Source organism: Mesorhizobium sp. P2_A8, from assembly GCF_056404935.1.
In genome coordinates, this window is sequence record NZ_JBFUDB010000001.1 from 1,167,468 (window position 1) to 1,180,438 (window position 12,971).

Annotated in this window: 12 protein-coding genes; 2 read left to right on the forward strand and 10 right to left on the reverse strand. The window is 62.9% G+C overall.

The genetic code is table 11. From position 1 onward, the window contains the following. Positions 1–41 precede the first annotated feature (41 nt). Positions 42–209: a hypothetical protein gene (locus AC1D10_RS05740; protein WP_379105302.1), complete on the reverse strand. Its 168-nt coding sequence runs from the start codon at positions 207–209 to the stop codon at positions 42–44. 64 nt (positions 210–273) lie between these two features. Next, positions 274–576 carry a hypothetical protein gene (locus AC1D10_RS05745; protein ID WP_477269477.1) on the reverse strand — a complete coding sequence of 101 codons (303 nt, stop codon included), beginning with the start codon at positions 574–576 and terminating at the stop codon, positions 274–276. A 352-nt stretch (positions 577–928) separates the two neighbouring features. Here AC1D10_RS05745 and AC1D10_RS05750 point away from each other — a divergent pair, with 352 nt between their 5' ends. Beyond that, the gene (locus AC1D10_RS05750; protein WP_477269479.1) at positions 929–1,390 is read left to right on the forward strand and encodes a L,D-transpeptidase; all 462 of its coding nucleotides are present in this window, start codon (positions 929–931) and stop codon (positions 1,388–1,390) included. A 201-nt stretch (positions 1,391–1,591) separates the two neighbouring features. On the opposite strand, the gene AC1D10_RS05755 is transcribed toward AC1D10_RS05750, so the two are convergent. After that, the gene (locus AC1D10_RS05755; RefSeq protein WP_477269481.1) at positions 1,592–4,675 is read right to left on the reverse strand and encodes an efflux RND transporter permease subunit; all 3,084 of its coding nucleotides are present in this window, start codon (positions 4,673–4,675) and stop codon (positions 1,592–1,594) included. Further along, on the reverse strand, positions 4,672–6,009 hold the full coding sequence (locus AC1D10_RS05760) for an efflux RND transporter periplasmic adaptor subunit (RefSeq protein ID WP_477269483.1): 1,338 nt from the start codon (positions 6,007–6,009) through the stop codon (positions 4,672–4,674). The genes AC1D10_RS05755 and AC1D10_RS05760 overlap by 4 nt, the downstream gene beginning before the upstream one ends. A gap of 145 nt (positions 6,010–6,154) precedes the next feature. Between AC1D10_RS05760 and AC1D10_RS05765 the strand changes: the two genes are divergently transcribed. Next, positions 6,155–6,721, forward strand: coding sequence for a TetR/AcrR family transcriptional regulator (locus AC1D10_RS05765; RefSeq protein ID WP_477269485.1), 567 nt, complete (start codon positions 6,155–6,157; stop codon positions 6,719–6,721). Here AC1D10_RS05765 and AC1D10_RS05770 read toward each other — a convergent pair. The 6 genes from AC1D10_RS05770 to AC1D10_RS05795 all read right to left on the reverse strand — a co-directional run bounded on the left by AC1D10_RS05770 (position 6,712) and on the right by AC1D10_RS05795 (position 12,792). Further along, positions 6,712–7,800 (reverse strand): ABC transporter ATP-binding protein, encoded by a 1,089-nt coding sequence (locus AC1D10_RS05770; RefSeq protein WP_477269487.1) that lies wholly within the window; start codon positions 7,798–7,800, stop codon positions 6,712–6,714. The genes AC1D10_RS05765 and AC1D10_RS05770 overlap by 10 nt on opposite strands. Further along, the gene (locus tag AC1D10_RS05775; RefSeq protein ID WP_477269490.1) at positions 7,787–8,725 is read right to left on the reverse strand and encodes a PfkB family carbohydrate kinase; all 939 of its coding nucleotides are present in this window, start codon (positions 8,723–8,725) and stop codon (positions 7,787–7,789) included. The genes AC1D10_RS05770 and AC1D10_RS05775 overlap by 14 nt, the downstream gene beginning before the upstream one ends. After that, positions 8,725–9,747: an SIS domain-containing protein gene (locus AC1D10_RS05780; protein WP_477269492.1), complete on the reverse strand. Its 1,023-nt coding sequence runs from the start codon at positions 9,745–9,747 to the stop codon at positions 8,725–8,727. The genes AC1D10_RS05775 and AC1D10_RS05780 overlap by 1 nt, the downstream gene beginning before the upstream one ends. Further along, complete coding sequence (locus tag AC1D10_RS05785) at positions 9,744–10,589, reverse strand: carbohydrate ABC transporter permease (RefSeq protein ID WP_477269494.1); 846 nt, start codon at positions 10,587–10,589, stop codon at positions 9,744–9,746. Before AC1D10_RS05785 ends, AC1D10_RS05780 begins: the two co-directional genes overlap by 4 nt. Further along, a complete protein-coding gene (locus AC1D10_RS05790) occupies positions 10,589–11,473 on the reverse strand; it encodes a carbohydrate ABC transporter permease (RefSeq protein ID WP_477269496.1) in 885 nt (294 codons plus the stop codon). The genes AC1D10_RS05785 and AC1D10_RS05790 overlap by 1 nt, the downstream gene beginning before the upstream one ends. A gap of 80 nt (positions 11,474–11,553) precedes the next feature. Beyond that, positions 11,554–12,792: an extracellular solute-binding protein gene (locus tag AC1D10_RS05795; RefSeq protein ID WP_477269498.1), complete on the reverse strand. Its 1,239-nt coding sequence runs from the start codon at positions 12,790–12,792 to the stop codon at positions 11,554–11,556. Positions 12,793–12,971: the final 179 nt, after the last annotated feature.

Genomic DNA, 12,971 nt, shown 5'->3' on the forward strand with positions numbered 1-12,971 from the left:
TGAGCATCGGATTCTCCACTTGGATCCGATGCCCCCGACGCTCAGCGCACCACCAGCAGCGATGGCCCCGATGGCATGTCATTGCCCATGGTGAGTTCGCTCGCATGGGCGCGGTCCCTGAGCAGCACGGTGACAACGCCGGCAAAGCCGAGCAGGCCCTGCGCGTAAAGCAGTGCGGAAAGCACCGAAGCGGCAAATTTCGTTTTCATCGTACCAGTTCCCCAAATGTGTGTTGCAGGGCTCTTCAGGATACTCCCGAAGAGCCCGCGCCGCTCAGGAGCCCCCCGTCGCGGCGCGGGCCTTCGGTCCTCTCGGCAGCAAGTTGCCGGAGGGGCCGCGCATTCTCGTCAGCCTAAGACCGACCCGCCAGAGGGCCTTGAGCCGAGCGATGCGCAGGCTGGAAACAATCCAGACCGTGGCGAAAAACAGTGCGGCATGCAGTGTCGAAATCTCGCCAGACGTCATCGCGCCGAGGCTTGTCAGCGGGTTGCCGACAACCGTGCCGACGCCGCCGATGACCGTTGCCGCGATGCTGATCCTGAGAAGCCAGGACAGTGCGTTCGATTTCGTTTCCATTTTCGTTACCGGCTGTTTTCGTTGCGTCAACTTTGCTGGCGGCCCGTATCCGGATCATGCCGCTCGAAGCTGCGCTCTGTTGCAGGTTGGTTTCGGGATTGATGGTTCTTCTTTCGTATGTAGGAAATTTGCATTTAGTTTAGGGACAAATACTCATGTTTTTGGGGATCACGGTCTCGCCAAGAGGCAGCGTCTGGTCCCTATTTCGGCTCCGTGGACGGCACTGCTTGTTAACCAGGGGAAACAGATTCGAAACACAAACGCGCATTTCGCGAAATCTGCTTGAAACATGATGCTGGGATAAGCGGCCATCGAATTGGAGCCGGCCAGCCCGGCAGAGAGAGGGGACATCATGAACACCGCCATTTCCGCCAAGCTCATCAACATCACGGCCGCCGCCCTGACGGGTGCAGCACTTCTGCTCGGCGCCGGCTCAGGCGCTGCCCATGCCGCCAACAAGATCGTGGCGCGGGTTTCGCTCTCGCAGCAGATCATGGAAGTCTCGGTCGACGGCCGGCCGGCCTTCGCCTGGAAAGTTTCCACCGGCGACGGGGCACATGTGACGCCGACCGGCTCGTTCAAGCCGACGCGCATGCATGCGATGTGGTATTCGAAGAAGTACGACAACGCGCCGATGCCGCATTCGGTCTTCTTCAGTGGCGGCTATGCGGTGCATGCCACCAATGCAATCAAGCGCCTTGGCCGGCCGGCTTCGCATGGCTGCGTGCGGCTGCATCCCGACAATGCCGCAGATTTCTATCAGCTTGTCGAAATGTTCGGGCCAACCAACACCAGCATCCTCATCGTCAAGTAGCAGGCTGTGGAACGGGCCGGCCACCTGCCGTGCCTCGTTCGAGACTCCCGCAGGAAAGCTTCTCGGGTATTGAGTGCAGCTTAAACCGACGGTATTGAGCCCAGCCCAAAAAAAGAGGTCGGAATTTTCCGGCCTCTTTTTTGTCATCTGCCTTTACGCAATTCCGGACGAAAACTGCGACACACTTTTCCTGGAATTGCTTCAGTCCTGCAGTGCCGGCATCAGCTTGGGATCCGGCTTCTCGGCGTGGTGCGGCAGGTCCTTGCTGGCGATGAAGGTGTAGAACATGGGCACGACGAAGAGCGTGAACATGGTGCCGACCAGGATGCCGGTGAAGATCACCAGGCCCATCGAGTAGCGGGCCGCGGCGCCAGCGCCGCTGGATGTGATCAGCGGCACCACACCGAGCGCCATGGCCGCCGTCGTCATCAGGATCGGCCGCAGGCGCACCTTGGCCGAGGCGATGATGGCGTCACGCCGCCGCATGCCATGGGCCTCGCGCTGCTGGTTGGCGAACTCGACCAGAAGGATGCCGTGCTTGGTGATCAGGCCGATCAGCGTGATCAGGCCGACCTGCGTATAGATGTTGAGCGTGCCGAGGCCCAGATTGAGCGGCACAATGGCGCCGAAGATGGACAGCGGCACCGCCATCATGATGATCAGCGGGTCGCGGAAGCTTTCAAACTGCGCCGCCAGCACCAGATAGATGACGATGACGGCCGCCGCAAAGGCGATCAGGATGGTGTTGCCCTGTTCCTTCTCCTGCCTGGACTGGCCGGAGTAGTCGATGAAGAAGCTATCGGGCAGGTTCTCCTTGGCGATGTCCTCCAGCGCCTTCAGCCCGTCGCCGGTGGTGACGCCGGGCAGTGGGAGCGCGGAAATCGTCGCCGAGTTCAGCTGGTTGAACTGCTCGATGGCGGCCGGTGCTGCATTGTTGGATATCTTCACCACGGCCGACAGCGGCACCATCTCGCCGGTGACGCTGCGCACGAAGTACTCGCCGAGCTTTTCGGGATTGTCGCGGAATTCCTGCGGCACCTGCGGGATGATGTCGTAGCTGTTGGAGTCGCGATCGAACTGCGCCACTTCGGCACCGCCGACCAGCAGCGTCAGCGTCCGGCCGATATCGGCGATCGGCAGGTTTAGTGCCGCGGCGCGGTCGCGATCGATGGTCACCGTCACCTGCGGTGCGTCATAGGCCATCGAATTCTGCACGACGATGAAGCGGCCGGAGGCCTGCGCCTTGTTCTTGATCTGCTCGGCCACCTCGTACACTTCCGAGGAATCGCCGGTCGATCGCACCACCATGGCGATGGGCAGGCCGCCACCGGAGCCCGGCAGCGTCGGCGGCGCAAAGACGAAGGCCTGGACACCCGCCACCTTGGCGAGACGGGCCGTAATGTCGGCCTGCAATTCCTTGGAATTACGCTTGCGTTCCGCCCAGTCCTTGAAGGCAAAGCCGACGAAAGCGCTGTTTGTCTCGCCGCTGAAGGCGACGGCCGAGAACTGTGCCCGCGTCTCGGGAATATCCTTCACAAGGCCGAGCATCTGGTTGACGTATGTCTCGGTGTAATCGGACGTCGCATAGCGTGGCCCTGTCACAATCGAGAGCAGAAATCCCTGGTCCTCTTCCGGCGCCAGTTCGGTCGAGGTCTTGGTGAACATGAAGCCGGTCACGCCGACAAGCGCAAGCACGATGATCAGCGTCAGCGGACGATAGTTCAGCGAACCGGTGACCGCCCTCTCGTAGACGTGCTCGACCCGTGCGAAAGCGCCGTCGACAATGCGCTGGAACCGGCCGGGCGTGCCAGACTTCAAGAGGCGCGCCGACATCATCGGGGTGATGGTGACGGCGATGACGCCTGACAGCACCACGGAGCCGGCAAGCGTGACGGCGAATTCGCGGAACAGCGCGCCGGTCAGGCCGCCGGTGAAGGCCAGCGGCGCGAACACGGCGGCCAGTGTCATGGTCATGGCGACGATGGCCGAGGCGATTTCGCGCATGCCACTGAACGCCGCCTGCATCGGCGTCATATGGTCTTCTTCCATGTGGCGATGGATATTCTCCACCACCACGATGGCATCGTCGACGACAAGGCCGATCGCCAGCACCATGGCCAGCAGCGACAGAAGGTTGATCGAATAGCCGACCGCAAACAATAGGAAGCAGACGCCGATGAGCGACAGCGGGATGGTGACGATCGGCATCATCACCGAACGGAAAGAGCCAAGGAACAAAAGTATGACGACGATGACGATGGCAACCGCCTCGGCGATGGTCTTGAACACCTCGTCGATCGAGGCGCTGATCTGCCCGGTCGCATCGTAGACGACTTCGATCGTCATGCCCTTCGGCAGCGTCTCCTGAATCTGCGGCACGAGCTTGGTGAGCGCCGCCGCCGTGGTCAGCGGGTTGGCCGCTGGTGTCGGGAAGATGGCGAGGAAGGTGCCGGGCTTGCCGTTGAAGCTAACCCTGGTGTCGGTATTCTCGGCGCCGAGTTCGACGCGGGCGACGTCGCGCAGCCGTACCACATTGCCGTCGGTCGAGCGCAGCGGCAGCTCGGCGAACGCTTCCGGCGTCTGCAGCGTCGAGCGTACTGTGATCGACGAGACGACATACTCGTTCTGCGTATTGCCGGGCGCCGACAGGAAGTTGGAATTGTTGATCGCCGTCAGCACGTCCGAGGCCGTCACGCCGCGCGCGGCAAGCTTGATCGGGTCGATCCAGACGCGCATCGAATATTCCTGGGCGCCGAAGATCTGCACGTCGGCGACACCTTCGACCGTCGACATGCGTGGCCGGATGACGCGCTCGATATACTCCGTCAGCTGCTCCTTCGTCATGTTCGGATTCTGCATCGAGATGTACATCATCGCGAACTGCTGGCCGGTGCCCTTGACGATGACCGGGTCCTTGGACGCGTCTGGCAAGGTGCCGCGAACGCCCTGGACCTTGGACAGCACTTCGGTCAGCGCGACGTCGGGGTTGGAGCCGAGCTTCATCTGCACCGTCACGGTGCTGGAGGAAGGACGGCTCGACGAGGTGACGTAGTCGATGTTTTCGGTCGAGGCGACGGCGCGGGCGATCGGGGCGGAAATGAAGCCCTGTATCAGGTCGGCGCTAGCGCCTGGATACGCCGTCGTGATGGTGATCGCGGTTTCGTCAACCTTCGGATACTGCCGGATAGACAGGTTGAAGATGCCCTGGAAACCCAGGAGCAGGATCATGCATGCCAGGACGGTCGAAAGGACAGGCCGGCGAATGAAGATATCGGAAAAACTCATTGCGGGTCGGCCTGCTTGTTTGCCGATTTGGTCGGGTCGATGGTGTTGTCGACGGCTACGGACATGCCATTGAAGAGCCGGTTCTGACCGGCGGTAACGACCTCGTCACCGGCCTTCAGCCCCTCGACGATCTCGACCATGCCTTGATTGCGGCGGCCTGGCTTGACGAAGACCTGCGACAGCACCAGCGCAGGTTTGTCGCCTTCCGCCGCCGGCTTGGCCGGATCGGCAGGCTTGTCCGCCGGCTTTGCCGCATCGGCGGCAGGCTTGGTTGCATCAGCCGTTGGCTTCATGGCATCAGCCGCCTTGGTGTCTGCAGGCTTGGCGTCCGCCGGTTTTTCGGTTGCCGACGAAGTGGGCTTTTCTTCCGGCTTGGCTGTCTGCGCGGGCGGCGCTCCAGCGGGCTTCGCCGGCTGCACCACGAATATGTAGTCGCCATAGAGGCTGGTCGTCAGCGCCGTTTGCGGCAGCGTCAGCACATCCTGCTCTTCGGGCAGTTCGACACGAACCTGCACGAACTGGCCAGGGGTCAATTTGCCTTCGGTGTTGGCGACCTCGGCCCGGACGTTGACCAGCCGGCTCGAAGGGTCGATTTTTGGGTCGATGCCGCGAATGGTGCCGGCGTAGGGCATCTCGCCGCCGCCGATGCCCAGCCGCACCGTCTGGCCGATCTTCAGCGAAGGCAGCTGTTGTTCCGGTACCGTGAAATCGACCCGCATCGTGTCGAGATCCTGTAGCGTCACCACTACGGTGCCGGGCGCCAGGTATTGGCCGAGTTCGATTTTCGGGATACCCACCGTGCCGCTGAAAGGCGCCGTCAGCTGCTTCTGGTCGAGCACCGCCTGCAGTTTGTTCACTTGCGCGGCGGTTGCCGATGCGGTTGCCCGCGCCGTGTCGAGTGTAGCGTCCGCATTGACGCCGCGCCTCTGCAGTTCAATGGCGCGCGTCAGCGCCATCTGGACGACCGCCACTTGCGCCTTCGTCGCTTCTAGATCGGCACGCTCAACCGCACCGTCGAGCTGCAGCAGGACTGCGCCGTCCGCAACCTTCTGATTGGCGTGAAACAGGATCTCCTTGACGATGCCGGTGGTTTCAACCGTCAGATCGACACCACGCACCGCCCTGACCGTACCGATCGCCTCGACTCCCGGTGTCCAGCTCGACGGCTTGGCGATCGTCGTCGACACGGTCGCCGCCGGTGGCTTCATCGAGGCGAAATACTGCTTGATGCCGTTGTCGCGCAGGAAGTTGAAGCCGACAATGCCGCCGACCACGACGACGAGGACGAGCAGAACCAGGGCGATGATGACGATACGAAGGATGCGCTTGAACAAGAAAGTCCCCTCAGTCGAAATCCGGCGCGAAGCTCGGACATCGGGACACATATCGACTGCAGGTCCCGATTTCAAATAGTGGCGGTCTTACTGTACCGTCTGGACGGTCTTGTCAATTGGGCCTAAGCTTGCGATGGGAGGGGCCATGAAAGCTCCAAGATCGAATTCGCGTGAGAAAATCCTCGCCGCGGCGGCCGATGTCGCACGAGAAACCGGGCCAGGCAGCCTGTCGCTGGAAGCGGTCGCCAGCCGTGCCGGCGTATCGAAGGGCGGCTTGCTCTACAATTTCCCGACCAAGGCCAAGTTGATGCAGGGACTGGTCGAGGGCTATTTGCGCGAGTTCGGGCAGGCGCTCGAAACCGCCAACAGCAGGGACAAAGGCGAAAACCCGCTCGCCGTCTACATCAGGCTGTCGGCGGACGATTGCGAGGACAAGCAGCCGTCGGCTTCCTGGATCTTTTCGGCGATCGCCGAGGATCCCGATTTTATGACGCCGATAAAGACATTCAAGCGGCAGCTTTTCGAACGGCTGAAGGGCGAGACGCAGGATCTGAAATCGCTGCTGGTCTGTTATCTCGCCATCGAGGGGCTGCGCAGCATGAACCTCTTCGATGCGGATGTCCTGTCTAAAGACGAGCGCCAGCTGCTGGTATCGTCCCTGCTTGAGATCGCGGCATCGCCACAGACCCCCAAGGACACCGATCAGGGCTGATCCAGGCAGGCCTTGCCGCTCTCCGGGTCAAACAAGCGAAGTGCAGCGTCGTCGAAGGCGAAGCTGCATGTTTCACCCTTGGCAAGCCGGGTCCGTGGCGGCAGGCAGGCCGTCAGCTGCTGCGCGCCGATGCGAGCCGTGGTGACCAGTTCGGGTCCGGTCAGCTCGGTCACCTCGATCTCCACTGGCAACGACAACTCCGTTGCAGCACTGGTCGCCACGCGAAGCGCTTCAGGGCGGATACCAACGACCACCTGTGCGCCGTCACGGGCCGAGTTCCGATAGCGTGCGGGCAAGGGTATCAGCACGTTGGAATCGGCGATGGCCAGCTTTCCGTCGGCGATAGCCGCCTGCAGCATGTTCATCGATGGCGCGCCGACAAAGCTCGCGACATAGAGCGTTGCCGGCTGGTTGTAGATCTCTTCGGGCGTGCCGAGCTGCTCGATCCTGCCGTCGCGCATCACTGCAATCCTGGTCGCTAGCGTCATCGCCTCGATCTGGTCGTGGGTGACATAGACGACCGTTGTCTGCAGCATCTGGTGAAGGCGTTTCAGCTCGGTGCGCATTTCCAGGCGCAGCTTGGCGTCGAGGTTGGACAGCGGTTCGTCGAACAGGAAGACCTGCGGCTTGCGCACCAGCGCCCGGCCGATGGCGACGCGCTGGCGCTGGCCGCCGGAAAGCTGGCTCGGCTTGCGGTCGAGCAAGGTCTCGATCTGCAGCAGCCTTGCCGCGTCGCGCACGGCCTTGTCGCGCTCGTCGGCGGCAACGCCGCGCATCTCCAGCCCGAAGCCGATGTTACGCTGGACGGTCAGGTTCGGATAAAGCGCATAGGACTGAAAGACCATTGCGATGTCGCGGTTCTTGGGATGAACGCCAAGGATCGAGCGGCCGCCGATAAGCACATCGCCGCTTGTGGCTTCGGCCAGCCCCGCGATGATGTTGAGCAGCGTCGATTTTCCGCAGCCCGACGAGCCGAGCAGCACCAGGAACTCGCCGCTCTGCAGTGCGATGTCGATGCCTTTCAGCGTCTCGACACTGCCGTAGCTCTTGCGGATGTCGCGGATTTCAAGCGCGCTCATGTGTGGATTCCTCGAAATGCATCGGCCCGCCATAGTTGCGGGGCAAGGTGGAGATCGCACGCGAGGCGACATGCGTCGCGGCGGAGAGACAGGCCGACAGCGGCTGCTCCTGGGCCAATGCCGCCAGGAAAGCGGCGTTGAAGACATCGCCGGCGCCGATCGTGTCGACAACCCGGACATCGGGCGCCATGGCTTCGACGAGCGCTCCATCCGGGCCGATGGCGATGGCGCCCAGCGGCCCGCGCTTGACGACGAAGGTCGCGCCTCGCCTCATACTCGACCGGATTTCGCGTGCGGCCTCCACTGGGCTCGGCCTTCCCGCCAGGGTCACGGTCTCGACCTCGTTGAACAGCGCCAGCTCGCAGCACGACAGCCATGCGCGCGTCGCGGCGCAATTGGCCTCGGTCCAGCCATCGATCGGCCAGCCGGTGTCGAGCGCGACGGCAATATCGTGGCTGTCCGCCCAGTCGAAAAACGCTTTGTAGTCGCGTGTCAGATCCTCGGTCAGAAAGGAGCCGCACAACAGCGCGTAGCCACCGGAGAGCGCCCTGCCGTCGAGAACGGAAAACACATCGGCGAGACTGAAGCGCGGCAGATGTCCGCGTGTGGTGAAGAAGGTCCGCTCACCGTCCGGGTGCGTCATGCCGACGGACAACGTCGTGCCTTCGGGACGGACCGGCCATTTCTCGGCACGGCGGCCCAAGGCCTCGCGAAGCCAGCGGCCGAACTGATCGTCGCCGACATTGGCGGCAACGGCGAAATCGACGCCCAATGCCTGCCATGCCAGCGCGCTATTGCCGGCCTGGCCGCCGACGCGCAATTCGTCATGGTCGACGACGGTCTCCGTTCCCGCCTTTGGCCATGGCGCCACCGGGCCGACAATCAGGTCGACATTGACGTTGCCGATCACCGCAAGCGGACGCATCACTCGCTCCTGGTGATCTTGGTGGAGCGGACAGGCGTGCCGGCATTGTCGACGCGGGCATCGGCAAAGGCGATCATCAGGCGCTGTGCTAGAGGCAGCATGGCGAACATCGCGGCCATGCCGGAGGCCGGCTTGAACGAAAGCGTGATGGCACCCGCAACAGGCGCTTGCCCGGACGAATCGAAGACGACCAGCGGCGCGCCGGCTTCGACCACGGATATGGCCATGGCGGTCACCAGCTCCGATGTCAGGTCGTTGCCGCGAAACAGGATGACGCCGACGTGCGGGCCAAGCATCTCCATCGGGCCGTGACGCAACTGGCCGCCCTCGAGCGAAAAGCATGGCAGGCGCGACAGTTCGGTAAGGCCAAGCGCCAGCGCTTCGGCGAGACCTTGCAGCCGGCGGCCCGAGGTGACGATGGCCGTCACCTCGTCCAGCGCTGCCAGCGCTTGCCTGATGTCGTTGTCATGTGGCCGATCCAGTGCACTGAGCGCCGCACTCGGGTCTTCGCCGAGTGCGGCCAGGATCGCCAGATGCAGTGCGAAAGTCACGGTCAGGCTGCGGGTGGCGGCGAAGGCCAGTTCGGTGCCGCCGGCGCCGACCAGGCAAGGCACGGTGCGAGCCAGGAACGAGGCGGCTTCGAGTGTCAGGCCGAAAACATCGGCGGTGCTGCCAGCCTCCGCGAACCACCTGACGACCTCGGCGCTCTCGCCCGACTGCGAGGTGACGAGCACGGTCCTGCCGGCCTGCGGCAGTGGCTGGCCGAGCTGTTCGGAAAGCGGCAGCGCCAGGGCATCGATGCCAAGCGCGCGATAGAGCGGCTCGACGGCACGCCCGACGGCGTGCGAGCCGCCCATGCCGAGCAGCAACAGGCGCCCGGTCTGCCGGACCGAGGCGGCGACTTTTGCCGCCATGGCAGCATTCTGTTTGAACGAGGCGATTGCATCGGCATGCTGGCGCGCCATTTCGCGGTCGATGGCGAGCAGTCCGGCCGGCCGGGGTTTTGCTTCAGTCATCTTCATCCTTTCACACCACCGCTGGTCAGGCCCGAGATCAGCGCGCGCTGCATGACCAGGCCGATCAGCACCGGCGGCAAGGCGGCCAGCACGCCGGCTGTGGCGATCAATCCGTAGTCGGAAACACGGCCGCCGGCCAAATCGGCGATGGCGACGGTCAAGGTCTTGGCGCGCTGGTCCGAGGTGAACAGAAGCGCATAGAAGAATTCGTCCCAGGCAAGCAGCACGGCAAACAGCGCCGATGTCGCCATCACGGGCGCGGCCAGCGGCAGCGTGATGATGCGCAAAGTCTGGAACAGACCGGCACCGTCGATCATCGCCGCCGCCTCGATCTCGCGCGGGATCGAGTCAAAGCCCGACTTCATCAGCCACGTGGTGAAGGGTGCCAGAATGGTCAGGTAGACCAGTGCCAGGCCGAAGACATTGTTGAGCAGGCCGAGATATGACAGGCCCATATAGAGCGGTACGGCCAAGGCCACCGGCGGCAGCATGTAGGTGGCGATGACCATTGACAGCGACCAGCCGATCGACGGCGTGCGCGAGACGGCCCAGCCGGCGGGGATCGCGAGCGCCAGGGCTGCGATGGTCGCCATGCCGGCAATCTCGAGGCTGTTGCGCAGCGATGAGGTAAAGGCACCACCGGCGCTGTTTTCAGCTGTCGACAGCAATTGCTGGTAACGGGAGAAATCGGCACTTTGCGGCCACCAGCGCAGCGGCTTGGCGGCAAGGTCGGCGGCCGGCGATATGCTCATGATGAACAGCCAGGCGAGCGGCGCCAGGATGACGGCTGCGAGCAGCAAAGCGCAGGCATGGATGAAGATGGTGAAGGCAGGGCTCTGGCGTTCCATCAGGCGGCACTCCCGGCGGTTTTCCGCACCAGCGCCGCATAGGCGACGGCCAGCACGGTGACGAGCAAGGTGACGATCAGCGCCAGCGACGCGCCGGAGCCGGCGCGCTGGAAGGAGAAGGCCTCCTGGTAGACGAGGATCGACAACGTGCGCGTGCTGTTGGCCGGACCGCCGCGGGTCATCACCCAGATGATGTCGAAGACCTTGAAGGCCTCGATGGTGCGTAGCACCAGCGCCACCATCAGCGGGCCGGCAAGATAGGGCAGGATGACAAAGCGGAAGCGGTTGAACGGCCCGGCGCCGTCGACGAGCGAGGCGGCGGTGATGTCGCGCGGCACCGCCTGCAGCGCGGCCAGCGCGATCAGCGCCACCAGGGGAAAATTCTTCCAGCAGTCGGCAACGATCAGCGCAGCCAGCGCTGTGCCCGGCTCGCCGAGCCAGGAGCGATAGGAATCGAGAAGATGCAGTTGGGTCAGCGCGGCGTTCAGCGCGCCATATTCGGGATTGTAGATGAGCCGCCACAGCGTGGCGTTGACCACCGTCGGCAATGCCCAGGGCAGGATCATCAAGGCGCGCAGGATGGCGCGGCCGTGAAACTGCTGATTGAGCAGCAGCGCCGCGAGAACGCCGATCACCATTTCGGCGGCGACCGAGATCACCGCGAAGAGTGTCGTGGTGACCAGCGTGCGCGAGAAGTTCGAGCTGGACAGCATGTTGGCATAATTGTCGAAGCCGACGAAATTTCCGCCGGTGCCGACCAACTTGGCGTCAGTGAAGGAAAGCCCAACCGTATCGACCAGCGGCCAGCCGATGACGGCGACCATGACCACGAGCAGCGGCAGCATCAGCAGCCACGCACGGGTTGTCATCCAGGTGCCCGACATCGGAGCAGCCCCTCTTCATCCATGGTGATTTCAGACATAGCACGGGCGGCACTGGGCCGCCCGTGGTTGGAAGCAACGTCTCAGAGGCCGCTGTTTTGTGCGGCGGTCTTCAAGGCGTCTTCCGGCGAAGACTGGCCGAGAAGCGATTCCTGGATCGCCTGCTGCAAGGCAGTCGACAGCTCCTGGTACTTCGGCGTGGTCGGGCGCGGATACATGGCGGCCAGACCGAGCTTGGCGGCGGCGATCAGCTCTTCCTGGCCCTTGGTGACGGCCGGGTCGTCGTAGGACGAAGCCCAGATCGGCAGCGAGAGCTTGGCATACTGGTTTTGCGTCGCCTGCGAGGTCATGAATTCAATGTATTTCCAGGCTTCGTCCGGATGCTTTGAGACCGCTGTGACGCCGAGGCCCATTGAGCCGTTGACGGCCGACACCTCGCTGGTGCCAGTAACGCCTGGCGCCGGCACAACGCCGACCTTGCCCGCCACCTTGCTGTCCTTCGGATCGTTGGCCATGTTGTACATATAGGTCCAGTTCAGCGCGAAGGCGGCGTCACCGTTTTGGAAGACCTTGCGCACGTCTTCTTCCAGGAATTCCTTGGAATTGGGATTGGTGAGACCCGACTTGTAGCTGTCGACCATGTATTTCAGCGCTGCGACGCCGGGGCCATTCTGGAAGTCCGGCTTGCCGTCCTTTAGGAAGTCGCCGCCATAGGCGCTAACCAGCGTGGCATAGTCGCAGATCGCGGCCTCGGCCTGCGCCCAGCTCCAGGCTATGGGTGTCTTCAGCAAGCCCTTGTCCTTGATGATCTTGGCCTGTTCGCCGAGTTCTTCCCAGGTCTTCGGCGGCGTCTTGATGCCGGCCTTCTCCAGGATGTCCTTGTTGTAGAACAGGTATTTGGTGTCGAGGATCCACGGCATGCCGTAGTACTTGCCGTCGTACTGGACCGTGGTCCAGGCGCCGGGCAGCACGCCCTTCTTCATGTCGTCGGTGATCTTCGACGACTCATCGACCAGCACCTTGTTGGTGGCGTATTCGGCCGGCCAGATGACGTCGAACAGCACGACGTCATAGCCCCCGCCCGAGCCCTGCGCGAGCACGGTCTTGTCGTGCAGGCCTTCATAGGGGACGAATTCGAGATTGACCTTGATGTCGGGATTGGCCTTGGTGAAGGCGTCCGTCATGGCGCGCACGTCGGCCTCGCTGTAGGCGGCCTGCGCCATGAAAAGCGCATTGAGCGACGTTTCGGCGAAGGCATGGGGAACGAACAGCCCCCCGACAAAGACTGCGCCCAAAAGGGTCTTACCGATCGATTTCAGCATCTTCTTCTCCCATTTCCGATGTTGGCGGGCCGGCAATCTTCATTGCCTTCCCGGGTTGATGTCACGTGACCCAATGCTTCCCGACCGGGGGGCGGCGACAGGGTCCAAAGCCCTGGCCGTCTTGTTTTGCGGTCGGTTTCGCTATTAAGTCAATTCGCTTGACTTAATTAGTCGATCAA